The sequence below is a fragment of the Pseudoxanthomonas sp. GW835-FHT14C01 genome, assembly GCF_058793715.1.
On sequence record NZ_JBXAGB010000002.1, the window covers coordinates 741015 to 766366 of the forward strand.

The 25352-nt window shown below is 68.8% G+C and carries 26 protein-coding genes; 19 read left to right on the forward strand and 7 right to left on the reverse strand.

The annotated features are described in order from the left end of the window. Positions 1–17: 17 nt before the first annotated feature. The 3 genes from AC1Q5B_RS10285 to AC1Q5B_RS10295 are packed head-to-tail and all read right to left on the reverse strand — an operon-like array spanning position 18 to position 3872. On the reverse strand, positions 18–1976 hold the full coding sequence (locus tag AC1Q5B_RS10285; RefSeq protein ID WP_492631569.1) for a transglutaminase TgpA family protein: 1959 nt from the start codon (positions 1974–1976) through the stop codon (positions 18–20). Continuing rightward, positions 1963–2916 (reverse strand): DUF58 domain-containing protein, encoded by a 954-nt coding sequence (locus AC1Q5B_RS10290; protein WP_492631570.1) that lies wholly within the window; start codon positions 2914–2916, stop codon positions 1963–1965. The genes AC1Q5B_RS10285 and AC1Q5B_RS10290 overlap by 14 nt, the downstream gene beginning before the upstream one ends. Positions 2917–2918: 2 nt before the next feature. Beyond that, the gene (locus AC1Q5B_RS10295; protein WP_492631571.1) at positions 2919–3872 is read right to left on the reverse strand and encodes an AAA family ATPase; all 954 of its coding nucleotides are present in this window, start codon (positions 3870–3872) and stop codon (positions 2919–2921) included. A 44-nt stretch (positions 3873–3916) separates the two neighbouring features. On the opposite strand from AC1Q5B_RS10295, the gene AC1Q5B_RS10300 reads away from it, so the two are divergent. Next, positions 3917–5758, forward strand: coding sequence for an ArnT family glycosyltransferase (locus AC1Q5B_RS10300; protein WP_492631572.1), 1842 nt, complete (start codon positions 3917–3919; stop codon positions 5756–5758). A 9-nt stretch (positions 5759–5767) separates the two neighbouring features. On the opposite strand, the gene AC1Q5B_RS10305 is transcribed toward AC1Q5B_RS10300, so the two are convergent. Next, entirely contained in the window at positions 5768–6337 is a 570-nt protein-coding gene (locus tag AC1Q5B_RS10305; protein WP_492631573.1) for a Maf family protein, read from the reverse strand. A 123-nt stretch (positions 6338–6460) separates the two neighbouring features. Here AC1Q5B_RS10305 and AC1Q5B_RS10310 point away from each other — a divergent pair, with 123 nt between their 5' ends. The 14 genes from AC1Q5B_RS10310 to AC1Q5B_RS10375 all read left to right on the forward strand — a co-directional run bounded on the left by AC1Q5B_RS10310 (position 6461) and on the right by AC1Q5B_RS10375 (position 17403). Next, entirely contained in the window at positions 6461–6967 is a 507-nt protein-coding gene (locus tag AC1Q5B_RS10310; RefSeq protein ID WP_492631574.1) for a YceD family protein, read from the forward strand. A gap of 67 nt (positions 6968–7034) precedes the next feature. Further along, positions 7035–7229, forward strand: coding sequence for a 50S ribosomal protein L32 (rpmF, locus tag AC1Q5B_RS10315; protein ID WP_162336389.1), 195 nt, complete (start codon positions 7035–7037; stop codon positions 7227–7229). Positions 7230–7317: 88 nt separating this feature from the next. Next, positions 7318–8313, forward strand: a complete 996-nt coding sequence (locus AC1Q5B_RS10320) for a beta-ketoacyl-ACP synthase III (RefSeq protein ID WP_492631575.1) — start codon at positions 7318–7320, stop codon at positions 8311–8313. Positions 8314–8502: 189 nt separating this feature from the next. After that, the gene (gene fabD / locus AC1Q5B_RS10325) at positions 8503–9447 is read left to right on the forward strand and encodes an ACP S-malonyltransferase (protein ID WP_492631576.1); all 945 of its coding nucleotides are present in this window, start codon (positions 8503–8505) and stop codon (positions 9445–9447) included. Between the two features lie 69 nt (positions 9448–9516). Then, a complete protein-coding gene (fabG, locus tag AC1Q5B_RS10330) occupies positions 9517–10260 on the forward strand; it encodes a 3-oxoacyl-ACP reductase FabG (RefSeq protein WP_492631577.1) in 744 nt (247 codons plus the stop codon). A gap of 142 nt (positions 10261–10402) precedes the next feature. Continuing rightward, positions 10403–10642 carry an acyl carrier protein gene (acpP, locus tag AC1Q5B_RS10335; protein ID WP_014161144.1) on the forward strand — a complete coding sequence of 80 codons (240 nt, stop codon included), beginning with the start codon at positions 10403–10405 and terminating at the stop codon, positions 10640–10642. Between the two features lie 114 nt (positions 10643–10756). Beyond that, the gene (gene fabF / locus AC1Q5B_RS10340; RefSeq protein WP_492631578.1) at positions 10757–11998 is read left to right on the forward strand and encodes a beta-ketoacyl-ACP synthase II; all 1242 of its coding nucleotides are present in this window, start codon (positions 10757–10759) and stop codon (positions 11996–11998) included. A 111-nt stretch (positions 11999–12109) separates the two neighbouring features. Continuing rightward, entirely contained in the window at positions 12110–13471 is a 1362-nt protein-coding gene (locus AC1Q5B_RS10345; RefSeq protein WP_492631579.1) for an aminodeoxychorismate synthase component I, read from the forward strand. An 84-nt stretch (positions 13472–13555) separates the two neighbouring features. Next, positions 13556–14623 (forward strand): endolytic transglycosylase MltG, encoded by a 1068-nt coding sequence (gene mltG, locus AC1Q5B_RS10350; RefSeq protein WP_492631580.1) that lies wholly within the window; start codon positions 13556–13558, stop codon positions 14621–14623. Then, a complete protein-coding gene (gene tmk / locus AC1Q5B_RS10355) occupies positions 14620–15282 on the forward strand; it encodes a dTMP kinase (protein WP_492631581.1) in 663 nt (220 codons plus the stop codon). The genes mltG and tmk overlap by 4 nt, the downstream gene beginning before the upstream one ends. Further along, complete coding sequence (locus AC1Q5B_RS10360) at positions 15279–16253, forward strand: DNA polymerase III subunit delta' (protein ID WP_492631582.1); 975 nt, start codon at positions 15279–15281, stop codon at positions 16251–16253. Before tmk ends, AC1Q5B_RS10360 begins: the two co-directional genes overlap by 4 nt. A gap of 19 nt (positions 16254–16272) precedes the next feature. Continuing rightward, on the forward strand, positions 16273–16626 hold the full coding sequence (locus AC1Q5B_RS10365; RefSeq protein ID WP_192271587.1) for a PilZ domain-containing protein: 354 nt from the start codon (positions 16273–16275) through the stop codon (positions 16624–16626). Positions 16627–16687: 61 nt separating this feature from the next. Next, the gene (locus AC1Q5B_RS10370; protein ID WP_492631583.1) at positions 16688–16939 is read left to right on the forward strand and encodes a hypothetical protein; all 252 of its coding nucleotides are present in this window, start codon (positions 16688–16690) and stop codon (positions 16937–16939) included. 92 nt (positions 16940–17031) lie between these two features. Then, entirely contained in the window at positions 17032–17403 is a 372-nt protein-coding gene (locus AC1Q5B_RS10375) for a YciI family protein (RefSeq protein WP_492631584.1), read from the forward strand. 67 nt (positions 17404–17470) lie between these two features. On the opposite strand, the gene AC1Q5B_RS10380 is transcribed toward AC1Q5B_RS10375, so the two are convergent. Continuing rightward, the gene (locus AC1Q5B_RS10380) at positions 17471–17863 is read right to left on the reverse strand and encodes a RidA family protein (protein WP_492631585.1); all 393 of its coding nucleotides are present in this window, start codon (positions 17861–17863) and stop codon (positions 17471–17473) included. Between the two features lie 147 nt (positions 17864–18010). Between AC1Q5B_RS10380 and AC1Q5B_RS10385 the strand changes: the two genes are divergently transcribed. Further along, positions 18011–18934, forward strand: coding sequence for a LysR family transcriptional regulator (locus AC1Q5B_RS10385; RefSeq protein ID WP_492631586.1), 924 nt, complete (start codon positions 18011–18013; stop codon positions 18932–18934). Positions 18935–18978: 44 nt separating this feature from the next. On the opposite strand, the gene AC1Q5B_RS10390 is transcribed toward AC1Q5B_RS10385, so the two are convergent. Then, positions 18979–20514, reverse strand: coding sequence for a TerC family protein (locus AC1Q5B_RS10390; RefSeq protein WP_492631587.1), 1536 nt, complete (start codon positions 20512–20514; stop codon positions 18979–18981). A 259-nt stretch (positions 20515–20773) separates the two neighbouring features. Here AC1Q5B_RS10390 and AC1Q5B_RS10395 point away from each other — a divergent pair, with 259 nt between their 5' ends. Genes AC1Q5B_RS10395 through AC1Q5B_RS10405 form a run of 3 tightly spaced genes read left to right on the forward strand, consistent with a single transcriptional unit; the run spans position 20774 to position 24550 of the window. After that, positions 20774–21883, forward strand: coding sequence for a Fe(3+) ABC transporter substrate-binding protein (locus AC1Q5B_RS10395; protein ID WP_492631588.1), 1110 nt, complete (start codon positions 20774–20776; stop codon positions 21881–21883). Between the two features lie 16 nt (positions 21884–21899). After that, positions 21900–23552 (forward strand): ABC transporter permease, encoded by a 1653-nt coding sequence (locus tag AC1Q5B_RS10400; protein WP_492631589.1) that lies wholly within the window; start codon positions 21900–21902, stop codon positions 23550–23552. After that, a complete protein-coding gene (locus AC1Q5B_RS10405) occupies positions 23549–24550 on the forward strand; it encodes an ABC transporter ATP-binding protein (protein ID WP_492631590.1) in 1002 nt (333 codons plus the stop codon). Before AC1Q5B_RS10400 ends, AC1Q5B_RS10405 begins: the two co-directional genes overlap by 4 nt. A 3-nt stretch (positions 24551–24553) precedes the next feature. Here AC1Q5B_RS10405 and AC1Q5B_RS10410 read toward each other — a convergent pair whose 3' ends face one another. Next, positions 24554–25297, reverse strand: a complete 744-nt coding sequence (locus AC1Q5B_RS10410) for an SDR family oxidoreductase (protein ID WP_492631591.1) — start codon at positions 25295–25297, stop codon at positions 24554–24556. Positions 25298–25352: the final 55 nt, after the last annotated feature.

Consider the following 25352-nt stretch of genomic DNA (forward strand, 5'->3'; position numbering starts at 1 on the left):
GGCCAGTCTCCAGCGGGTTATGGGCGGTGCCGGTGCAGGTCTTCGATCAATGCCCGGTGCGCTCCCTGACCCGGAGCGTAGCGCGCATCGGCGAAACGCCGGCTGAGCGAGAGCAGGGGCTGGGCGGCCTGCTGCCGCGAGCCCGCCACCCGCTGCGCCCATGCGTCCGGGCTCTCGTGCGGCGCCCGCCCGAGTCCGAGTCGGGCGTAGCGCGCGCCCAGCCGGTGCCAGGCGCGCAACAGCGGATCGCGTTCGCGTTCGCCGCGTGCCAGCAGCCAGGCCATCCATGCGAGTGCGGCAAGGGCGAACAGGCCGAACAGCGCGGTCAACGCGCCGCTGCCGAGCCGCTTCGCGCCGAAGCGTTCGAACATGCGCGACTGCCGCGTGGCATCGAAGCCGAGCACCAGGTCGTTCCAGCCGCGGCGCAGCCAGTCGCCCACCTGGCCCAGATCGCCAACCCCGATCAGCTCGCCCATGGCGCCCATCGCGCCACGCGAGCGCAGTCGATCCTCGAGCGTGTCGTAGATGCGCTCCGGCGCCACCGCCGCCGTGGGATCCACGCGCACCCAGCCGCGCTGCGGCAGCCACACTTCGGCCCAGGCGTGCGCATCCATGTTGCGCACGATCCAGTAGCGGCCCAGCGGGTTGTAGACGCCGCCGACGTAGCCGGTGACCACGCGTGCCGGTACTCCCGCCGAGCGCATCAGGAAAACGAAGGACGAGCTGAAGTGTTCGCAGAATCCCTGCTGCTGGTCGAACAGGAATTCGTCGACGGTGTCGCGACCGGGAAAGGGCGTATCCAGGGTGTAGCCGAACTCCGCGCGGATCCACTGCAGCGCGCGCGCGACGATGGCGGCGTCGTTGCCGCCGGCTTCGTTGCGCCACTGCGCCCCCAGTGCACGCGTGCGCGGGTTGAAGCCGGCCGGCAGGCGCAGCGCCTGCTGGCGCAGCGGCGCGGCGAGCTCCGGCTCGAACCGCGTGGGTGCGGAAGACTGCAGCCGCCAGCGCGTCAACGCAGTCAGCGGCGTGGGCAGCCTGACGCTGTAGTCGCGGCGCATCCACGTGCCTTCGGGCGTGGTCGTGGGCAGATCCAGCGCGACCAGGTCGCGACGCTCGGTCGGCTCCACATCCATCTGGTAGTCCCATACCACCTGAGCCCGTTCGGTGGCCGGCGTGGATGGCGCCGCGTCCTCCCGCCCGTTGCCGCGCGTCCAGGTGCGCCCGTCGAAATCCGACAGCACGGGACCGCGCCAGTACATCTGGCTGGTGGGTGGGGTGGCGCCGAAGAACTGCACCCGCAGCGCAGGGGCTTCGTCGGCGATCAGGTCCAGGTAGCTGCCCGGTGTCATGTCGTCGCTGAGTCCCGGCCTGGCCAGCGCCCGCTCCGGCACGCCCCACAGGGGCGACGGGAAGCGCGGAAACAGCCAGAACGCCGCGAGCATCAGCGGTACGCCCAGCGCGACCAGCTTGCCGATCTCGCGTACCTGCTGCAGCGGACGCATCGTGCCGGCCAACGCGGCGGCTTCCGCATCGGCGAGCCGGTGCAGGGCGACCAGGGCACCCAGCACGCTGCCGAGGCCGAGCGCCATGCTCAGTGGCCCCTGGTCGAGCAGGAACGCAGCGAAGGGCGCGAACAACGCAAAGCCGAGCAGGCTGCGGTTGTCGCGCAGTGTGCGCGTTTCGGCTGGCTTGATCGCCAGCATGCCGGCCAGCAGGGCGCATCCCGTATCGCGGCCAAACTGCATGCCGGTGATGGACATCACCGCCGCCACCAGGGCCAGCGCCAGCAGCAGGCGCAGTACGCCGGGCAAGGGCCGGCGCCACGAGGCGAACGCCATCAGCACGGCGGTCGCGCCGATGCCCACCGCCAGCACGGGCGGCAACTGGACCAGCAGCGCCAGCAGGCAGGCGCCGGTCGCGGCCAACGTCCAGCGCCGGCTGCGGGCATCCAGCGTGGGCGCGTCAGCGTTCTTCATGCGGAAGCAGGGCAAGCGCGCGCAGGCAGAGGTGGCGATGGGACGAGCCGTTGGCGGGCCCCAGTGGGGGCTGATCCGGCAGGGTCAGCCGGTAGCGCAGGCCCTCGCGTTCGGCCGCTTCCACCCAATGGGCCAGGCGCTGGATGCGACATTCGTGCGGAAGCGACGCCAGTGTGCTCCATTCCAGATCCACATCGCGGCCCAGCGGCTGCTCGTAGTCGCGCACCAGCAACTGGTCGCGGCGTGCCGACGGCTTCCACGCGATTGCACGTCGTGCATCGCCGGCACGATAGTTGCGCAACTGATGGACGTCCTCGCCGGCAGGATCCAGCCGCGCCCGGATGCCGGCATCGCCGGCGTGCGGCAGTGGCGGCCCCTGCACTTCGGCGGCGGGATAGACGAGCAGCGGTGTTTCCGGCCATATCCAGGCCCAGGCCCTCGCGAGGCCGAGCGGTTGCGTCGTCGAGAGGCGCACGCGGTCCAGGTCGTACCAGCCGCGCCGCACGGTCGGCAGCGCCAGTGCGATCACCTGGCCCTCCGACGGCGGCAGCGCGGCGTAGGTGTGTTCGCCGGCGGCCTCCAGACGCAGGCCGTGGCGCGTGCGTGCATCGCGCGAGGCCAGCGCGACGTGCAGCAGCAGCGGCGCACCGACGGGCACGGGCTCGGCCGACATCGCCTCGATGCGCAGGCCGGCCAGTTGCAGGTGCGCGAAGATCAGGCTGGCCAGCGCGGTGGCACCGAGCAGCAGCGCCAGCAGCAGGGCCGGATTGTTGTTGTAGTTCAACGCGCCGAGCATCATCGCGAACACCAGCGCGGCGAAGAACAGGCCGAACCCGGTGGGCAGCACGTAGATGCGCCTGCGGTCGAGGAACACCGGCAGCGATTCGGGGCGGCGGGGCCGTGCGAGTCGTGCGAAGCGGCGGGCCAGCGTGGGCGCCACGCTCAATCCACCGGTACCGCACGCAGGATCGCGTTGGCCAGCGCAGGCGCCGACGCGGCCTCCGCTTCCGGCACCAGGCGGTGCGCGGCGACGGCGGCGAACAGGGCCTGCACGTCTTCCGGCAGCACATGCCGACGGCCCAGCAGCAGCGCGTAAGCGCGCGCCGCGCGCAGCAGGGCGATGCCTGCGCGCGGCGACAGCCCGACGCGCACGCCGGGATGCTGGCGGCTGCGCGTGAGCAGTGCCTGCACGTAGTCGATCAACGCATCGCTGGCATGGATGCCGTTCACCGCCTCGCGCAGCGCGAGTACATCGTCGGTCGACAGCAGGGGCATCGCCTGCGCGATCATCATGCGGCGATCACTGCCGGCCAGCAGTTCCCGTTCGGATTCGGCACTGGGGTAGCCCAGCGCCAGGCGCAGCAGGAAGCGGTCCAGTTGCGAGTCGGGTAGCGGATACGTGCCGGAAAGATCGACGGGGTTCTGCGTGGCGATCACGAAGAACGGTTGCGGCAGCGCGTGGGTGACGCCGTCCAGCGTGACCTGGTGCTCGGCCATCGCTTCCAGCAGCGCGCTCTGCGTGCGCGGCGGCGCACGGTTGATCTCATCCGCGAGCAGCACGTTGGTGAAGACCGGTCCGGGATGGAAGGTGAAGGCCCGTGCCTGCGCATCGTAGACCGACACGCCCAGCACGTCGGCGGGCAGCAGATCGGACGTGAACTGCACGCGCTGGAACCCCAGTCCGAGCGTGGCGGCCAGCGCATGCGCCAGGGTTGTCTTGCCCAGGCCCGGCAGATCCTCGATTAGCAGGTGTCCGTCGGAGAGCAGGGCGACGAAGGCGAGCTGCACTTCGCGCGACTTGCCGAGCACCAGCGAATTCACTTGCGCCTGCGCGCGGGTGAGGGCGTCGGCCAGGCCTTCGGATAGCATAGGGCGGGTGCTGGGGATGGCGGACATCGCGCTCTCGGTTTCCGATCGTGGGTTGAGGGCAGTGTAGCGAGATGGACGAAGAACGACGCGCGCGACGATGGTTCCTTGCCGTATGGGCAATCGTGACGGTGGTCAAGATCGCGGTCGCCGCACGCCTTCCATTGTTCGTGGACGAAGCCTTTTATTGGCAGGAAGGGCGGCATCTCGCCGCCGCCTATTCCGACCTGCCGGGACTGACCGCATGGCTGACGCGGCTGGGCACCGAGCTGGGAGGACACCATGTGCTCGCGGTGCGGGCGCCGTTCCTGCTGATGGCGGCGCTGCTGCCCTGGCTGGTCGCGCGGAGCGCGGCGCACTGGTTCGGCGCGACGGTGGGCTGGCAAGCGGCGCTGCTGGTCGTGTTGATGCCGCTGTCGGGCACGCTGGGCCTGCTCGCGTTGCCGGACGTGCCGATGGCGCTGGCCACCGTGCTGTGCGCGGATGCCGGTGCGCGCCTGCTGCGCGAGGTCGATGCCATGTCCGCGACCGAACTGGCGCTGGGCTTGATGCTCGGTGCGCTCAGTCACTACCGTTTCATCGGCGTGATCGGCGTCGGCTTGCTGGCGATGCTCTGGTTGCCCGAAGGCCGCAAGGTGCTGCGCGACGCACGCGTGTGGGTCGCATTGGCCGTGGGCATCCTGGCGTGGGCGCCGTTGCTGGCGTGGAATCTGGAATATGCCGATGCCGGCCTGCGCTTCCAGTTGCTGGACCGGCATCCCTGGCGCTTCCATGGCGATGGGTTCCGCTTCGTGCTGGTGCAGGCGGCGATGGCGACACCGCTGCTGTTCTGGGCCATGCTGGTGGTCTGCGTGCGCGGCATCCGGGGCACGGGACAGCCCGTCACGGCGTGGCGTTATTTCGCGCTGCTGGGAGCCGTGTCGACGTTGGGCTTCTTCGTCCTTGGTTTCTTCGCCGACAACGAGCGCGTCAGCTTCCACTGGCCGTTGCCGGGCTATCTGGCCCTGCTCGTCGTGGTGCCACTGCTCCTGCGGGAATGGTCATCGACACGCCGACGCGCAACGTGGGGCGTCGCCGCGCTCGGCGCGATCCTGATGCTGGGGTACTACGTCGCGGTCTCGCTGCCGGGAACGCGGGCGCAGGTCGCCGGCGGCAAGTACTACCCGGAGAATTTCGCGGGCTGGGACGTATTGGCCCGGGAAGTGCGGGCGATGCGCGCGACCTTGCCGGAAGGAACCGCGCTGGTGGCGGACAATTTCAAGACGGGTGCAGCGCTGGGTTTCGCCCTCGGCGACGCGGACATTCCGGTGCTCGACCATCCGCTGAACCGCAAACATGGGCGCGCGCCGCAGCTCCAGTTGTGGGGGTTGCAGCACGACGGTCCACGCGATGGGCCCGTGCTGCTCGTCGTCGGTGCGACCGACGTGAAGTTCAGCGCGCTGCTCGCCCACTATCAGCAGTTGTGCCGGGTCGTCGGCCCGTTGCCGCCGGCGCGCGTGGTGAACATCGATCACGGTGCGCGCAGGTTCCTGTTGTTCGCCTTGCCTGCAGCGCGCGTGCAGGGCGAATGCGTCACGCCGGCCATCGCCAACATCGACGTGCCCGAAGCGGGCGCCCGCGTGGAGCGCCGTTTCGACGTCGGCGGCTGGGCGGTGAAGGATGTCGTGGGCGTGGAGAAAGTGGAGGTGCTGCTCGATGGCCGTGTCGTTGCCATCGCCAAGGAGGCCGGCGCCAACGAATGGCTGAGGGGCTTCCTGAAGGGGGCTTCACGTGATCCGCGCATGCCGCGTGTCCAGTTCACGGCCGAGGTCGACGTCGGCGCTGTGCCTGCGGGACGGCACTGGCTGGGCCTGCGGGTGACCGGCGGCGACGGCAGCGTCGAAACCTGGGCCGAGCAGCCGGTCGAGATTCGGTGACGCTACGGCTCAGGGCAGGTCGAAGCCGGCCTCGCGCAGCATCCGGGACACCGCGATCAACGGCAGGCCGACCAGCGCGGTGGGGTCCGACGATTCGATCGCGTCGAACAGGGCGATCCCCAGCCCTTCCGATTTGAAGCTGCCGGCGCAGTCGAAAGGCTGCTCGGCGTCCACATAGCGCTCGATCTCGGCGGTGGAAAGCGCGCGGAAGCTGACGGTGGTGACATCCTGGGCCTGCAGGGTTTCCTCGTCGCGGACCAGGCAGACGGCCGTATGGAAGCGCACCTGACGGCCCGACATGGCCGTCAGCTGGGCGATGGCGGCCTCGCGATGGCCGGGCTTGCCCAAGGGCTGTCCGTCCAGCTCGGCGGCCTGGTCCGAGCCGATGACCCAGGCCCCCGGGTGCTGGCGGGCGATGGCCCCGGCCTTGGCGCGGGCCAGCCGGACCGCCATGGCCGGCACGGATTCCCCCTCCTGGGGCGTCTCGTCCACCTCGGGACGCGCGATATGGAGCGGCAGGCGCAGTCGCTCCAGCAGTTCTCGCCGGTAGCGGGACGTGGAGGCGAGCATCAATGGCATGGGGGACGGCACCGGCAGGACGGGGCGGGGGAGTCTGCCCGCCGGCAGGGCCGGCGGCAAGCCATCCTTGCCGCCCGGGGTGGTTTGACAGGTCGGCATTTGATCCTTAGCATTCAGCGGCTTATGTCCGCGAATACGCCCGAGATGTTGGATGCTTGGCGCATGGTCGCGACCCGGCGCAGTTTTGAAGGCCGGCTGCCGTTGTCCTCGATGACGCGTTTGCAGGGCCTTCTTGTCGATACCGAAGGCGACGTGCGTTACGCGATCGAGTTCGATCACGACGCGCTGCGGGTGCCTTACATCGCGCTGCGGATCGAGGCCGGACTGCCGCTGGTATGCCAGCGCAGCCTGCAGCGGTTCGTGTTGCCGGTGACGGTGGAGCAGCGGCTGGGGCTGGTGCGCAGCGAGGACGAGGAGTCCGCGCTGCCGCCCGGCTACGAAGCCCTGCTGGTGCCGGAAGACGGCATGCTGCGCCCCGCCGACCTGGTGGAGGACGAACTGGTCCTCGCCGTGCCGGTGGTGCCGGTGGATCCCGCGTCCGAGGCCATCGAAAGCGAGTGGGCCGCGGACGAAGAAGAAGTGGCGAAGACCAGTCCGTTCGCGGCGCTGGCCTCGCTGAAGAAGAACTAGCCGCTACCGCGGTCTGGCAACACGAACCGCAAGGTTCACCAACAGATACAAGAGCTGGAGCAATCCCATGGCTGTGCAGAAATCCCGCGTCACCCCGTCCCGTCGTGGCCAGCGTCGTTCGCACGACGCGCTGACCGCCAAGCAGCTGTCGACCGACCCGACCACGGGCGAGATCCACCTGCGCCACCACGTGACCGCCGACGGTTACTACCGCGGCAAGAAGGTCATCGCCACCAAGACCTCGGCGGTCGAGGAAGATTGATCCGTGCGGCGCGCCCTCGCAACGGGCGCGCTTTCCGCATGATCGATGACAACCAGGGCCCGTCGTCGGGCCGGCAATGGGAGCGTGCATGAGCGAGCCGGGTAACAAGGGGCGCATTTACGCGCGCATCGCCGGGACGGGCAGCTATCTGCCGGAAAAGGTGCTGACCAACGAGGACCTTTCGAAGCTGGTCGATACCAGCGACGAGTGGATCCAGTCCCGCACCGGCATCCGCGAACGCCACATCGCCGCCGAAGGCGAAACCGCCGGCGACCTGGGCTACCAGGCCGCGTTGCGCGCGCTCGAGGCTGCCGGCGTCGATGCGTCCGAGATCGACCTCATCGTCGTCGGCACCACCACGCCCGACCTGATCTTTCCGTCCACGGCCTGCCTGATCCAGGCGCGCCTCGGCGCGGCCGGCTGCGCGGCGCTGGACGTCAATGCCGCGTGCTCGGGCTTCATCTATGCGTTGAGCGTGGCGGAGAAGTTCATCCGCTGCGGCGACGCCAGGACGGCCCTCGTCATCGGCACCGAGACGCTCAGCCGCATCGTCGACTGGACCGAGCGCACCACCTGCGTGCTGTTCGGCGATGGCGCGGGTGCGGCGGTCCTGAAGGCCGACAGCGAGACCGGCATCCTCAGCACCCATCTGCATGCCGACGGCAGCAAGAAGGAACTGCTGTGGAACCCGGTCGGCGTGTCGGCCGGGTTCAAGGCGGACGAGCCCAACAACGGCATCCGCATCGAGATGAAGGGCAACGACGTCTTCAAGTACGCCGTCAAGGCGCTGGACAGCGTCGTCGACGAAACGCTCGATGCCAATGGCCTCGACAAGCACGACCTGGACTGGCTGATTCCGCACCAGGCCAACCTGCGCATCATCGAAGCCACCGCCAAGCGTCTGGACATGTCGATGGACCAGGTCATCGTCACCGTCGACAAGCACGGCAACACCTCGTCCGGCTCGGTGCCGCTGGCGCTGGATACGGCAGTGCGTTCCGGTCGCGTTGAACGTGGCCAACTGCTGCTGCTCGAAGCGTTCGGCGGTGGTTTCACGTGGGGCTCCGTGTTGCTGCGCTACTGATCCGCACGCGCGCACCATCTCCGGAAGGCGATGCTGTGAAGCATCGCCTTCTTCGTTTCCGCCAGCGCTCGTCTGCGACGGCGACGATGCAATGCACGTACGCATGCACGGCTGCGCATACGCCCCGGTACAGACAATCCGAAGGGTTCGCCCGTATCATCGCCGCCTGATTTCACGCAGGGTGCCGCAGTGACTTCCACGCAACTCGCTTTCGTCTTCCCGGGACAGGGCTCGCAGTCGGTCGGCATGCTGGCCGAACTGTCCGACCTGCATCCGGTCGTGCGCGAGACGTTCGCCGAAGCCTCCGACGGTGCCGGCGTCGACCTGTGGGCGCTGTCGCAGGGTGGTCCCGAGGAAATGCTCAACCGGACCGAATACACGCAGCCGGCGCTGCTCGCGGCCGGCATCGCCGTGTGGCGGGCGTGGCAGCAGCAGGGCGGTGCGCAGCCGTCGCAGCTGGCCGGCCACAGTCTGGGCGAGTACACGGCGCTGGTCGCTGCCGGCGCATTGTCGTTGAAGGACGGCGCGCACCTGGTCCGCCTGCGCGGCCAGCTGATGCAGGACGCCGCGCCCGCGGGTGTCGGCGCGATGGCGGCGGTGCTCGGCGCCGAAGATGCGCTGGTGGCCGAGGTCTGCACGCAGGCGTCCGACAGCAAGGTCGTCGTGCCGGCCAACTACAACTCTCCCGGGCAGATCGTGATCGGTGGCGATACCGAAGCCGTCGATCGCGCGATCGCGATGCTTACCGAGCGTGGCATCCGCAAGGTGGTCAAACTGGCGGTCAGCGTGCCATCGCACACGCCGCTGATGCGCGAAGCGGCCAACCGTCTCGCCGAGGTGATGGCGGGCCTGCACTGGCATGCGCCGTCGCTGCCGGTCGTGCAGAACGTCGATGCGAACGTGCACGCCGGCATCGATGCGATCCGGGATGCGTTGGTGCGCCAGCTGTATCTGCCGGTGCGCTGGACCGAGTGCGTGCAACTGCTGGCATCGAATGGCGCCGTGCGCATCGCCGAGTGCGGCCCCGGCAAGGTACTGGCCGGTCTGGTGAAGCGCATCGACAAGGGCCTGGATGCGCGCGCCATCGGCGGGGTCGGCGATTTCCAGGGCGCGCTCGCCGACTGGCCGTCCTGATACGCGCTCGCACGCGTTCCCTTATCCTGTCCGTCGCGATCGCGCGGACCCTCCCCGAGGATCTCCATCATGAGCAAGCCCCTGCAGGGTGAAATCGCACTGGTCACCGGCGCCAGCCGTGGCATCGGCGCGGCCATCGCGGACGCGCTGGCCGCGCAGGGCGCGACCGTCATCGGCACCGCGACCAGCGCGTCGGGCGCGCAGGCCATCGGCGAGCGACTCGCCGAGGCGGGCGGTCATGGTCGTGAGCTGAACGTCACCGACGCCGGTGCGGTTGATGCGCTGATCGACGGCATCGCCAAGGAGTTCGGCGGCATCTCGATCCTCGTCAACAACGCCGGCATCACCCGCGACAACCTGCTGATGCGGATGAAGGACGAGGACTGGCAGGCGATCCTCGACACCAACCTCACCAGCGTCTATCGCACGTCCAAGGCAGTGATGCGCGGCATGATGAAGGCGCGCAAGGGCCGCATCATCAACATCGCGTCGGTGATCGGCGTGACCGGCAACGCCGGGCAGGCCAACTATGCCGCGGCCAAGGCCGGCATCATCGCGTTCTCCAAGTCGCTGGCGAAGGAGATCGGCAGCCGCGGCGTGACTGTCAACGTGGTCGCGCCCGGTTTCATCGCCACCGACATGACCAAGGACTTGCCGGAAGAAACCAAGACAGCGCTCGCCGGCCAGATCGCATTGGGTCGCCTGGGCGAACCGGCCGACATCGCGAACGCGGTCGTGTTCCTCGCGGGTCCTGCGGCCGGCTACATCACCGGTGAGACCCTGCACGTCAACGGCGGCATGTACATGCCGTAAGAATTAGCTGTAAGTGGTTGATTCGGTGGCGTTTGGCGATACCTGCCCCCCGCCGCCGGTTTCCACTACACTATCCCCGGTTTGCCCTCGCCCCGCGTCGGCAGAATCCAACACGTCACCCATCTCCGTCTGGAGCGAATCCATGAGCAGCATCGAAGAACGCGTCAAGAAAATCGTCGTCGAACAACTCGGCGTTAAGGAAGAGGAAGTCACCACCAGCGCATCGTTCGTCGATGACCTGGGCGCCGACTCGCTGGACACCGTTGAACTGGTGATGGCGCTGGAAGAAGAGTTCGAGTGCGAGATTCCGGACGAGGAAGCCGAGAAGATCACTTCGGTGCAGCAGGCCATCGACTACGTCAAGGCGCACGTCAAGGCGTAAGTCCGGCCGTTGCAGCAAACCGTGTCGGGGCCGCGCATGCGGCCCCGCGCGTATCCGGCCCCATCCGCCCGCGAAGTGCGGGATACGGCCGTCAAGATCCAAGAGGAATCCGATATGAGCCAGCGTCGTCGCGTCGTCATCACCGGCATGGGCCTGGTGTCCCCCCTGGGCAATGACATGGCCACCAGTTGGGACGGCATCGTCAACGGGCGTTCGGGCCTGGGCCCGATCACCACCTTCGATACCGAGGGCTACAGCACGAAGATCGCGGGCGAGATCCGCGGCTTCGATCCCACGGCCTTCGTGTCGCCGAAGGACGTGAAGAAGATGGACTCGTTCATCCACTACGGGCTGGCCGCATCGCTGATGGCGATGGACGACGCCAGTCTGGACGTGACCGAGGCCAATGCCGAGCGCATCGGCGCGATCATCGGTGCCGGCATCGGCGGCATCCTCGGCATCGAGGAGACTGCGGTGAAGCTGCACGAAGGCGGCCCGCGCAAGATTTCCCCGTTCTACATCCCCAGCACCATCATCAACATGCTGCCGGGTCACCTGAGCATCATGAAGGGGCTGAAGGGTCCCGGTTATTCGGCGGTCTCGGCCTGCGCCACGTCCAACCATTCGATCGGCATCGCCATGCGCACCATCCAGTACGGCGACGCCGACGTGATGATCGCCGGCGGCGCCGAGCGCGGCTCGTCGCCGACGTCGGTCGGTGGCTTCTGCGCGATGAAGGCGATGTCCACCCGCAACGACGATCCCGCGCGCGCCTCGCGTCCGTGGGACAAGGACCGCGACGGTTTCGTGCTGGGCGACGGCGCCGGCATCCTGGTGCTGGAGGAGTACGGGCACGCCAAGGCACGTGGCGCGCGCATCTATTGCGAACTGGCCGGTTTCGGCGCCTCGCAGGACGCGTTCCACATGACCGCGCCGAGCGAGAACGGCGAAGGCCCGGCGCGTTGCATGCTGTCGGCCTTGAAGGACGCCGGCCTGAATCCGGACCAGGTCGAGTACCTCAACGCCCACGGCACGTCGACGCCGCTGGGCGACCTGGCCGAGACGCTGGCGATGAAACGCGCGCTGGGCGACCACGCATACAAGATCATGGTCAGCTCCACCAAGTCGATGACCGGGCATCTGCTGGGGGCGGCGGGTGGTGCGGAAGCGATCTTCTCCGTGCTGGCCATCCATCACGGCATCATCCCGCCGACCATCAACCTGGACGAGCCCGGCGAAGGCTGCGACCTCGACTACGTGCCGAACACGGCGCGCGAGAAGAAGATCGACGTCGCCGTTTCCAACGGTTTCGGCTTCGGCGGCACCAACGGCACGCTGGTGTTCAAGCGGATCTGATCGGCCGAGGTCAGCACCGACGTCGCCCCGGCGCAGGCCGGGGCCCAGCGTCTTACGCTTCATCTGCACAGCACGTCACCGGGTCCCGGCCAACGCCGGGATGACGAGTCCATGATCGAAACCCGCGCGCTCCCGTCCGACACCGACCTGCTGTCCCTGCACCGCCTGGATCCGCAACGCTATCCGGTGCTGCTGGAGTCGGTCGCGTCCGGCACCGCGCAGGGACGCTGGGACTTCCTGCTGGTGGCCGACGGCACCGGCCTGCGGCTCGAGGCCGACGGCATCACGCGGGATCTGCAAGGGGGCGTGGAAGCCGGCGATTTCCTCGCCGTGCTCGACCGCCACTGGCAGGCGCAGCGCATCCCGCGCGAAGAGCCGCGCTGGCCATTCCGCGGTGGCTGGGCGTTGCTGCTGGCGTACGAACTGGCGCAACAGGTGGAACCGGTGCTGCGGCTGCCGCAGGCGCCGGCGGCACCACCCGTCGCGCTTGCGCTGCGCTGTCCCGCTACCGTGCTGCGCGATCGCAGCACCGGCGATCGCGTGATCGTGGCGGAGGCGGGGCAGGGCGATCTGATCGCGCGCATCCTGGACGATGTCGCGCGGGCGGCGCCGTTGCCGCCGTTGCCGGCCTGGCAACCACCGGCCCGCATCGACGAGGACGACCCGCAGCGCTTCACCGACGGCGTCAATCGAATCCTCGACTACCTGCATGCAGGCGACATCTTCCAGGTGAATCTGTCGCGGGCGTGGCGTGCGCATTTCGACGCACCGCTGGATCCCGCTGCGTTGTACGCGCGCCTGCGCACCGCCAACCCCGCGCCGTTCGCAGGCCTGTTCGCCACGCCGGACTGGACGGTGGTCAGCTCTTCGCCGGAACGCCTGGTGTCGGTGCGTGGCGAGGTCGTGGAGACCCGGCCCATCGCCGGCACGCGCCCGCGCTTCGAAGGCGACGACGATGCGGCGCGCATCCGCGAGCTGGTCGGCCATCCGAAGGAGCGCGCCGAGCACGTCATGCTGATCGACCTGGAACGCAACGACCTGGGCCGCGTCTGCACGCCCGGCAGCGTGCAGGTCGACGAACTGATGACCGTCGAGAGTTACGCGCACGTGCACCACATCGTCAGCAACGTGCGCGGGCACCTGCGCAGCGACGCGACACCGGGTGAGGTCATCCGCGCCACGTTCCCCGGCGGCACCATCACCGGCTGCCCCAAGGTGCGCTGCATGCAGATCATCGCCGAGCTTGAACAGGTGCCGCGCGGCGCCTACACCGGCGCCTTCGGCTGGCTGAACCGCGACGGCGATCTCGACCTGAACATCCTGATCCGCAGTGCCGAAATCGTCGCCGACGGCACGGGCAGCGTGGCCCGGTTCCGCACCGGTGCAGGTATCGTCGCCGACTCGATCCCGGACAGGGAACTGGACGAGACCCGGGCCAAGGCTCGCGGCGTGCTGCGCGCCCTGGAAGGCTGATGCCGGGGCTTCCGTCTCCTGCGCCTACAGCCTGAGACGGCGACCGGGTATCCTGCACGGCCTGCTTCAGACACCGAGGATCGCGTGGCGTCAGCACTCAAGCGCGGTTGCCGCTTCATCGTCATCACCTTCGTCCTGCTGTTGGTCCTGGCGGCGGGAGCGGCGTTCTGGCTGTGGCAGGGCCACCGCGGGTTCGCGGACGCGCCCATCGGCGGCGTATCGGCCGATGCGACGGTCGAGGTCGCGTCCGGCGATGCGTTCCCCACCGTGTTGCGCAAGTTGCGCGCGGAAGGGGTGTCCTCGGGGACCGATCTGCAATGGCGGCTGCTCGCCCGCGAGACCGATACCGCCAGCCAGCTCAAGGTCGGCGAGTACGCGCTGGAACCGACCCTCACGCCCCGCGAACTGCTCAAGCGCATGCGCGAGGGCCGCACGCTGCAGTACCGTTTCACCATCGTCGAAGGCTGGAACATCCGCCAGCTGCGCGCCGCGCTGCGCAACGCCACGCCGCTGCAGCAGAAGACCGCGGACCTGAGCGATGTCGAGCTGATGGCGGCGCTCGGCCACGCCGGGCAGCATCCCGAGGGCCGCTTCCTGCCCGAGACCTACGTCTACACGCGCAGCGAAACCGACCTGGACGTGCTCAAGCGCGCGTACGCCGCGATGGAGAAGACGCTCGACGGCGTATGGCGGGCGCGTGCGCAGGATGTCCCGCTGCAGTCGGCGGAAGAAGCGTTGATCCTTGCGTCGATCATCGAGAAGGAGACCGGCATCGCCGAGGAGCGACCGGCCATCGCGGGCGTATTCGCGCGCCGGCTGAAGCTCGGCATGCCGCTGCAGACCGATCCCACCGTCATCTACGGCATCGGCAGCAGCTACGACGGCAACATCCGCAAGCGCGACCTGCTGACCGACACGCCGTACAACACCTATACGCGCCGGGGCCTGACCCCGACCCCCATCGCGATGCCCGGCGCGGATGCGCTGAAGGCCGCGGTGAATCCGGCGCAGGGTGACACGCTGTTTTTCGTCGCGGTCGGCGACGGCAGTGGGCGCCACATCTTCTCGGCCACGCTGGCCGAGCACAACGCCGCGGTCGCCCGCTATCTGGTCACGCGCCGCGAGACGCTGCGCAAGGCGGAAGCGCCATGAGCGCGGCCCTGCTGTCGCAGCCGCGGCTGATCACGCTGGAAGGCGGCGAGGGCGCCGGCAAGACCAGCGCCATCGCGGCCATCCGCGACCGCCTGCAGGCCGCCGGCCATGACGTGGTGCTGACGCGCGAACCCGGCGGTACCCCGCTGGCCGAGCGCATCCGCGAACTGCTGCTCGGTGCGCAGGACGAGCCGCTTGCCGCCGAGGCCGAACTGCTGCTGATGTTCGCGTCGCGTGCGCAGCACGTGCGCGAAGTGGTGCGTCCGGCGCTGCGGCGCGGCGCCTTCGTCATCAGCGACCGCTTCACCGATTCGAGCTACGCCTACCAGGGCGCCGGCCGCGGACTCGATCCGGAGTGGATCGCCGCGCTGGAATGCCGCGCGGTCGGGCTGAAGCCCGGCCTGACCCTGCTGCTCGATCTGGACGTGCGCGAAGGCCGCGCGCGTACCGCCGGTCGCGACCTGTGGCCCGATCGCATCGAGAGCGAACAGGACGATTTCTTCGAGCGCGTGCGTGCCGGCTTCCGCGCGCGTGCCGCCGCCGAGCCAAAGCGCTTCCGCGTGATCGATGCCGCCCAGCCGCCAGCGGGCGTCGGTGCCGACGTCGATGCGGCCATCGGCGCCTACCTGCGTACGCTGACCGACAGCGACCTGGCATGACGACCGTGTTCTTGCCCTGGCAGCAGCGCGCCTACGACCAGGCCGTCGCGGCACTGGACTCGGGTCGCCTCGGCCACGGCCTGCTGGTGTGCGGTCCCGCCGGTCTCGGCAAGCGCGCGGTGCTCGACAGGCTGGCGCGCCGCGTGCTGGCGCAGCAGCGCGATGCGCAGGGCGAACCCACGCCGGACGACCGCAGCGCGCGGCTGATCGATGCGGGCACGCATCCGGACCTGCAGGTCGTCTCGTTCGTCGCGACCAAGGACGGCAGCAAGCTGCGCACCGAGATCGTCATCGACCAGATCCGCGAGGTGTCGCAGAAGCTGGCGCTCACGCCGCAGTACGGCGGTGCGCAGGTGGCGCTGATCGATCCGGCCGATGCCATCAACCGGTCGGCCTGCAATGCGTTGCTGAAGACGCTGGAAGAACCTGCGCCGAACCGTTACCTGTGGCTGGTCAGCGCGCAGCCCGCGCGCCTGCCGGCCACCATTCGCAGCCGCTGCCAGCGCATCGAGTTCCGCCTGCCGCCGCGCGACGAAGCGCTGGCCTGGCTGCATACACAGGGCCATGCCGCGGCCGACGCGACGCGCGCGCTGGACGCTGCGCGCGGCCATCCGGGCCTGGCCGACGACTGGCTGCGCAACGACGGCCTGGCACTGCGCGAGGCCGTCGCACGCGACCTGCAGCGACTGGAGAAAGGCGAGGTCGGCGTGGTCGAGACCGCGCAGCGCTGGGCCAACGACGAACTGGCCGATGCGCGGCTGCGGCACGCGGCCGACCTCGCGCTGGCACAGGCGGGCACCGTCGGCTTGACCGATCCGGCCCGATTGAACAAGCTGGCCGCCTGGTTCGACGCCGCCAACCGCACCCGAGACCTGTTGAGGACCACGGTGCGCGGCGACCTGGCCATGGTGGAACTGCTGCTGGCCTGGGCCGGTGGCGATCGCGGGCGCGCTGTCGGGGCGCGACGCTGACCGAAACACGGAGACGTCGATGAATGCAGCAGGTGGACGGCAGGGCATCCTGTCGCTGGCAGTGAAGGACAAGGCCGCGCTGTACAACGCCTACATGCCGTTCGTGAAGGGCGGCGGCATCTTCGTGCCCACGCCCAAGCGCTACTTCCTGGGCGACGAGGTGTTCCTGCTGCTGACCTTGCCCGAATCCAGCGACCGCCTGCCGGTGGCCGGCAAGGTCGTATGGGTGACGCCGGTCGGTGCACAGGGCAATCGCGCGGCCGGCATCGGCGTGCAGTTCGCCGAGAACGGCGAGGGCGAAGCCATCAAGAACCGCATCGAGACGATGCTGGCCGGTAGCCTCAACGGCGAGAAGCCGACGCATACGATGTGAGGCGGATGACGGCCGCATCGCGCCGTCCCCGCGTCCGGCGATCCTGCGGATGGCGGTTTTCATGAGGCGGCTCAAACCGAGCGCACTGGGTCTGTTCCTGGCCGTGGTGTTCGCCAGCGCCGGCACGCTGGTGTTCGTCACCGCCGAACCGCGCGTGATGGTGCACCCGAACTCGCCCAGCCGCGCCGGGCTTTTCCCGCGGCGCATGCATGTCGAGGAAGCCGGCAAGCGGACCGTGCAAGGGTACGGCGTTGCGCTGCTGGCATTCGGCATCGGTATCGCCGCCGTCTCGCTGTATACCCCTCGCGAGTAGCGAGCCACCTCGGGTTGCGGCTCCATGCCGGCGCATGTCGATTCCCGGTCGCCTGCTTCGTCGTCGGTTCATCACCGTCTGAAGGAATTCCAATGAAATACCTTGGCCTCGCCTACTTCACCCCCGAGAAGTTCGCCGCGATGAGTCCGGAGGATGTCGAGGCACTGGTGAGCCAGTGCCCTGCGCTGGACGAAAAGATGCGTGCCACCGGCAAGGTCCTGGTCTCCGCGTCGCTCGGCGACCTGGACGGTTGGCGAACGCTCCGCCCGCACCACGGCAAGACGCAGATCAGCGATGGCCCTTACACCGAGTCGAAGGAGGTGGTGGGCGGGCTGTTCATCATCGAGGCGGACAGCCACGACGAGGCGCTGCGCATCGCGTCCCTGCATCCGGCTGCCACGCTGGGGGAAGAAGGCGGCTGGGCCGTCGAGCTCGTTCCCATGGACTTCTACCAGGCCCGATGAAGGGACGGGCGTGCCGCGCCCCGGACGGATCGTCGCCTGTCGACGGGTCCCCGCACCTGCCACGCGTTCACGCCGGAATACGCGCGATCACCTTGATCTCGAAATCGAAGCCCGCAAGCCAGGTCACCCCGACCGCGGTCCAGTTGGGGTAGGGCGCGGTCGGGAAGACGTCGCCCTTGACCTTCATGATCGTGTCGAACTGGCGCTCGGGATCGGTATGGAACGTGGTCACGTCGACGATGTCGTCCAGTCCGCAGCCGCCGGCCTTCAGGGTCGTCTGGAGGTTGTCGAAGGCGAGGCGTACCTGCGTTTCGAAGTCCGGCTCGGGCGAACCGTCCTGGCGGCTGCCGACCTGTCCGGAAACGAACAGCAGGTCGCCCGAGCGGATCGCCGCGGAGTAGGCGTGCATGGCGTAGAGATCCTGCCGGCCGGCGGGGAAAATGGCATCGCGGGATGTCATGGGAGTGCTCCTGTCATGGGGGGTGTGCGGACCGGCGGTCCGCGGCATGGCGATCACTCTAGGCAGCGCGGCAGGCGGGAAAAACCGGCCTATCCCGGGAACACTGTTTGTAGAATCGAAACAATTCCGCCTGTTGCTGGAGTCCGCATGGACCGTATCGACGCGATGCAGGCCTTCGTCCGCGTAGTCGAGACCGGCAGCTTCACCAAGGCGGCCGATACGATGCAGGCCAGCCGGACGCGGGTGACGCAGCTGGTGCAGCACCTCGAGGCGCATCTGCGGGTGAAGCTGCTCCACCGCACGACGCGCAAGGTCAACGTCACCGCCGATGGCGCGGCCTACTACGAGCGCGTCGTGCGCCTGCTCGCCGACCTGGACGATGCCGAAACCAGCCTGTCGGCCGCATCGGCGTCGCCGCGAGGCCGGTTGCGCGTGGACGTGCCCGCGCCGCTGGCGAGCCTGGTGCTGGTACCGGCGTTGCCGGAATTCCATGCCCGCTATCCGGACATCCAGCTCGATCTGGGTGCCAGTGATCGCAAGGTCGACCTGATCGACGAGAACGTGGACTGCGTGCTGCGCGGGGGCGAGCTCACCGATGTTTCCCTGCGCGCGCGCCATGTGGCCGACCTGCCCTTGGGCGTGTATGCGGCGCCCGCCTATCTGGCGCGCGCGGGCGTGCCGGCGCATCCGTCGGCGCTGGAGGATGCAGGTCATCGGATCGTGGGTTATCGCAGTTCCCGCACCGGCAATCCGCTGATGTCGTCGATGCGACGCGGCGACGAGGACGTGCGCGTGCAGGGGCGCCATGTGCTGTCGGTCGATGACGGAAATGCCTATCTCGCCGCGGGATTGGCGGGTCTGGGCGCGATGTGGCTGCCGATGTACATGGCGCGCGGACCGCTGGCGCGGGGCGAACTGGTGCGCCTGTTCGACGACTGGCAGATCGCTCCCATGCCGATGTACCTCGCCTTCCCTCCGAGTCGGCACGTCAGCCGCAAATTGCGGGTGTTCATCGACTGGATCGTGGAACTGCTGGCGCGGCATGCACCGGCGATCCAGCCGCCTGGCTAGCCTCCGTCCACACGTTTCGCCTTGGCGCGCCTGCCGCCCTCGCGTCAGTCGTCGTCCGCCGGTGTGATCCGCGCCTTGCCGACGCGGCGGCGCTCCAGCGTCAGCGCGTCGATGCGCCAGTCGCCGGAGCGGACGGTATCGCCGACGTCGGGCAGGCGTTCCAGCGCATGCAGGAACAGGCCGGACAGGCTGACGTAGGCCGGATTGCGCTCGAGCGCGATGCCGGTGGCGCGCTCCACGTCTTCCATCGACATCGAGGCGTCGACGATCCAGCCGGCATCGGTCTGCTCCGCGCCGTAGTCCGCATCGCGCGTATCCGCCAGGTCGCCGGCGATCGCGGCGAGCAGGTCGTTGGGAGTGACGACGCCCTCGACGCTGCCGTACTCATCCACGACGACGGCCAGCGGGATGGCGTGCTGCTTGATGCGTTCGAGGGCGCGCAATGCCGTCGTGCCTTCGGGCAGCGTCAGTGGTTCGCGCAGGTAGTCCGTCAGGACGAGCGGCTTGCCGGCCAGCACGCCGGCCAGCAGGTCGCGGCTCTGCACGACGCCCTGCAGGTTGTCCAGTTCGCCGTCGCCCACCAGCAGGCGGGTGTGCGGCGACTGCGTCAGTTGCTGCGCGACGTGATCGGTCCCTTTCCTGAGGTCGATCCACTGGATGTCGGTGCGCACGGTCATCACGCTGGCCACCGAGCGGTCCGCCAGCGTCAGTACGCTGCGGATCATGTCGTGCTCGACCGCCTCCAGCCCGGGTTCCTGCTGCGCCTCCGTGTCCGGCGTGCCGTCGCTGGCGTCGGTGGACGGGCGCGAGCCCAGCAGGCTCATCACCGCATTGGCGGTGCGCTGCCGGAACGGCAGCCGTTGCGCATGCTTCTCGCGATTGAAGCGCGACCACTGGTTGAACGCCTCGATCAGGATCGAGAACACGATGGCCGCGTACAGATAGCCCTTCGGAATCTTGAAGCCCAGGCCCTCGGCCACCAGGCTGAAGCCGATCATCAGCAGGAAGCCCAGGCACAGCACGACCACGGTCGGGTGGCGGTTGACAAACGCCGTGAGCGGCTTGCTGGCCAGCATCATCACGGCCATCGCGATGATCACGGCGGCGAACATCACGCCGAGCTGGTCGACCATGCCGACCGCGGTGATGACCGAGTCCAGCGAAAACACCGCGTCGAGGATGACGATCTGCGTCACGACCACGCCGAAACTGGCGTAGACCTTGCTGCCGCCGGCCTCGTGAGCACGGCCTTCAAGGCGCTCGTGCAGCTCCATGGTGGCCTTGAACAACAGGAACAGGCCGCCGACCAGCAGGATGAGGTCGCGTCCGGAAAAGGCATGGTCGAAAACGGAGAAGAGCGGCGCGGTGAGCCGCATGATCCACGAGAGCGTCGCCAGCAGGCCGAGCCGCATCAGCAGCGCCAGGCTCAGGCCGATCAGGCGCGCCTTGTCGCGCTGATGGGGAGGAAGCTTGTCCGCCAGGATGGCGATGAAGACGAGGTTGTCGATGCCGAGGATGATCTCGAGCACCACCAGTGTTGCCAGACCCATCCAGATCGTCGGGTCGGATAACCATTCCATGCAGGTCGGATGAAGCGGAGGGGCCTGGATCATCGCATGCGCATTGCGACCTGCTTTTCCTCTCGATGCGTTTAGCTGAATCCGTTGTTCATGTTGATGCGCGGCCGGCGCACGCGTCGTCGACTTCCGCGATGTCTTGCACCGAAGCAGGGCGTCGCGCGGTGGCATTCGTTCCTGTCCAGCGCTTAGTATCGCTGTCGCTGCTCCAGCCGGCGCACGGCCACGCCAGAGCCCTCCAGCCACTCACGAGGAGTCATCCATGCGTCCTGTTGCGCACTACGTTCCTGCGTCCTTGAAGGCGCTTGTCTGCAAATTCGCCGTCACCGGCAGCCTGTTGCTCGCACTCGCCGCGTGCAAGCCGCAAACGACCGCCGCGGATCCTGCCGCAGGAACGCCTGCGAAGGCGGGCGGTGGCGAAGTGAACCTCTACACCACGCGCGAGCCCGCGCTGGTGCAGCCGCTGCTCGATGCGTTCACCGCTCAGACCGGCACGAAGGTCAACACGGTGTTCGTCCGCGACGGCCTGCCGGAACGGCTGCGCGCCGAGGGCGCACGTTCGCCGGCCGACGTGCTGATGACGGTCGACAGCGGCAACCTGCTGGAACTCGTCGATGGCGGACTGACGCAACCCGTCGCGTCCGGAGTGCTCGACGCCGCGATCCCCGCGCACCTGCGCGCGGCGGATGGCCAGTGGTTCGCGCTGTCGCTGCGCGACCGCGTGCTGTATGCGCGCAAGGACCTGTCGTTGGCCGGCTTCGCCTACGAAGACCTGGCCAGGCCCGAGTGGAAGGGCAGGGTCTGCATCCGGTCCGGCCAGCATCCCTACAACGTCAGCCTGATCGCGGCGATGATCGCGCATGCCGGCGAGCCCGCCACCGAGCAATGGCTGCGTGGTGTGAAGGACAATCTGGCGCGCAAGGCCGCCGGGGGCGATCGCGAAGTCGCCCGCGACATCCTCGGCGGCATCTGCGACATCGGTATCGCCAACGCCTACTACGTCGGCCGCATGAAGAACAGCGAAGAGGGCTCCGAGCAGCGCCAGTGGGGCGATGCGATCCAGGTGGTGCGTCCGGTGTTCGCGTCGGCGCAGCCCAGCGGCACCCATGTCAACATCAGCGGCGCGTCGGTGGCGAAGTTCTCGCCGAACCGCGACAACGCGGTGAAGCTGCTGGAGTACCTAGTGTCGGATGATGCGCAGAGCCTGTACGCAAAGGCCAACTACGAGTATCCGGTGAAGGCGGGCGTGGAACTCGATCCGGTCGTCGCCAGCTTCGGCGAGCTGACCAGCGACCCCCTGCCGTTGCGGCAGATCGTGGCGCAGCGCAAGAAGGCCAGCGAACTGGTCGACCGCGTGGGCTTCGACCACTGACAGCCCGGCGATGAGGATGGTCCGTCGCCTGCCGGGAGGATGGCGCATCGCTGCGGCCGGCATCGGACTGGTCGCCATCATGCCGCTGATCGCGCTGGTGGCGGAAGCCGCGCAAGGCAGCGGTGGTACCTGGGCGCACCTCGCGCGCCACGTACTGCCGCAAGCGGGCGTGAATACGCTGGTGCTGCTGGCGGGTGTCGGCGCCATCGTCGGCGTCGTCGGAACCGGCACGGCGTGGCTGGTCACCGCCTTCGAGTTTCCCGGGCGCAGCACGATGGCGTGGGCGCTGTTGCTGCCGCTGGCCGTGCCCACCTACATCGTGGCCTACGTCTATCTCGACCTGCTGCATCCGCTGGGGCCGCTGCATGGCGGCTTGCGGACGGTGCTCGGGATCGACGATCCGCGCGATCTGCGCCTGCCCGACGCGCGCTCGCTGGCGGGCTGCATCGTGCTGCTCGGCTTCGTGCTGTATCCGTATGTCTATCTCACCACGCGCGCGATGTTCATGACGCAGGCGAGCGGACTGCTGGATGCCGCGCGTTCGCTGGGCACGCCGGCATCGGCGCTGTTCCGCCGGGTGGCGCTGCCGCTGGCACGCCCCGCGATCGCCGTCGGCGTGGTGCTGGCGCTGCTGGAGACGCTCAACGACATCGGCGCGTCCGAATTCCTGGGGGTGCAGACGCTGACGGTGTCCGTCTACACCACTTGGATCTCGCGCGGTGATCTCGCCGGCGCGGCGCAGATCGCGCTCGGCATGCTGGTATTGGTGCTCGCGCTGATCGCGCTGGAGCGCCACGGACGGCGGCGACAGCGCTACGCGACGGCGCGTCGTCCGCAGCCGATGCAGCCTGCGCGGCTGCATGGCGTCATGGCTTTCGCCGCGCTAATGGCGACGCTGCTGCCGGTGACGATCGGGTTTGTGCTGCCGTTCGCGCACCTGGTCGTGAGCGGTTGGCAGCGCTGGCGACAGTCGGGCCTGTCGCCGCAACTGCTGGACAGCCTGTGGAACACGTTGACGGTGGCCGTGACCGCCACCGTGCTCACTCTGGCCGCGGCGCTGGGGGTGGTGTGGGCGTTGCGGCTTGCGCGCGCGCGGCGTCGGTCGCTCGTGGAAACTGTCAGCCTGCGCAGCGCCAACCTCGGCTATGCGATTCCCGGTACGGTGCTGGCGCTGGGCCTGCTGGCGCCGCTGGGTGCCTTCGATGCCGGTCTGTCGGCGCTGCTGGCGTTCTCCGGCGTTCCGCCGCAACTGTGGCTGATGGGATCGATGGCGGCGCTGGTCATCGCCTACACGCTGCGGTTCCTGACCATCGCCATCGGCAATCTGGAGGCGGGCATGGAGCGGATCGCGCCTTCGCTGGACGAGGCCGCGCGCAGCCTGGGCAGGACGCCGGCCGCGACGCTGCGCGGTGTGCATCTTCCGCTGCTGCGGCCGGCGTTGGCCGCCGCCGCGTTGCTGGTGTTCGTCGACGTGATGAAAGAACTGCCCGCGACGCTGCTGCTGCGGCCGCTGGGCGTCGACACGCTGGCGACCTGGCTGTACGCGGACGCGGCGCGCGGCGCCTATGAAGAAGGCGCCATCGCGGCGCTGCTGATCGTGGTGGCCGGCCTGCTGCCGGTCGTGCTGCTGGCGCGTGCCGGCCATCGCATGGGGAGGCACCCGGCATGACGCAGGACGCATGGCTCGTACTGGAAGGCGTGCGGGTCGGATATCCCACGCCGGATGGGTGGCGGGCGGTCGTGCAGGACCTGTCGCTGGCGCTGCCGCGTGGCGAAGTCGGTGCGCTGCTGGGCGCCTCCGGTTGCGGCAAGACCACGGCGTTGCGCGCCATCGCCGGTTTCGAGCCGGTCGCCGCAGGGCGCATCGTGCTCCACGGCATCGCGCTTGCGGGGCGGGGCACTGCATTGGCGCCCGAACAGCGGCGCGTGGGCATGATGTTCCAGGACTTCGCGCTGTTCCCGCATCTCGATGTCGCCGGCAACATCGGCTTCGGCATCCGTGCGCTGGCATCGAAGGCGCGCGAGGCCCGGATCCGCGAGTTGCTGGAACTCGTCGGGCTGGAAAACGCCATGCGCAGCTATCCTCACGAGCTTTCGGGCGGACAGCAGCAGCGCGTCGCACTGGCGCGCGCACTGGCGCCGCGCCCATCGTTGCTGTTGCTGGATGAGCCGTTGTCCAGCCTCGACGTGCTGACCCGCGCGCGGTTGGCCGGCGACCTGCGCACCCTGTTGAAGGCGGCGGAGACGACGTCGCTGTTCGTCACCCACGACCAGGCCGAGGCCTTCGCCATGGCCGACCGCGTCGGCGTGATGGCGGAAGGCCGGCTGCTGCAATGGGACCGTCCCGAACGCCTCTACCGGCGGCCCGCGCATCGCGCCGTCGCCGCCTTCATCGGCCGCGGCACGCTGGTGCCGGCCTCCGCCCTGCAGGCGGGCGGCGACGGCGACGTGCTGCTGCGTCCCGGTGGCCTGCGCCAGGATCCGGGGGGGCGCTTGTCGGGCGTGCTGATCGCGATGACGTTCCGTGGCCCCCACTTCGAAGGACGCGTGCAGTTGCCGGAGGGCAGTGTCGTCGAGGTCGATCTCGGCGTCGCGGAGCCGCCAGCCATCGGCAGCGCCCTGACGCTGGCGTGGCACGACGCGTCACCGATCCGCTTTCCGGCCTGAGGCTCAGCGTTTCGCCGCCAGCGCGACCGCGTCCGCGCCGGCGGGAAAATGCAGTTGGCCGTGCGCATCGTGGACCGCGCGCCAGACGCCCTCGGCCACATCGCGTTCCATCGTCACGGCGGTACTGCGGCCGAGTCCGGCGAACACGCTGTGCGCGAACGGCTGGTACGCCTCGGGAATCAGGCCCTGCATGCGCTGCTGTCCGTTGGCGGTGAACCGGGTGGAAGGTCCATAACCGGGCTCCACCAGCGCCACGCGCACATCGAAGGCTTCGAGTTCATGGCGGAGCGACGCCGTGAAGCCTTCCACCGCCGTCTTGCTCGCGGTGTAGGCGGCGACCAGCGGGAAGGGCGCCAACGTGGCGCTGGAAGTGACGTTGACGATAACCCCGGCGCGACGCTCGCGGAACTGCGGAATCACCGCCTGGCACATCGCCATCGTGCCGAAGGTGTTGGTCTCGAATACCTCCCGCACGGTGGACATCGGCGTGGCCTCGAACGCACCGAACAGGCCGATCCCCGCGTTGTTGACCAGCGCATCGATCGGACCGGCCTCATCGATGGCGGCGGCGATGCTGTCGGGCCGGGTGACGTCGAGGGCCAGGAGGCGTAGTCGCGGTGAGGCGGGGAGCAGGTCTTCGCGAGGCTGGCGCTGCGTGGCGATGACGTTCCAGCCCTGGGCGAGGAAGTGGCGGGCGGTTTCCAGGCCGTAGCCGGAGGAGCAGCCGGTGATCAGGATGGTCTTCATGTCGTTCTCCGTGGGTTGACGAGGGAGGCACGATAGGCCAGCCTTTCCGGATGAT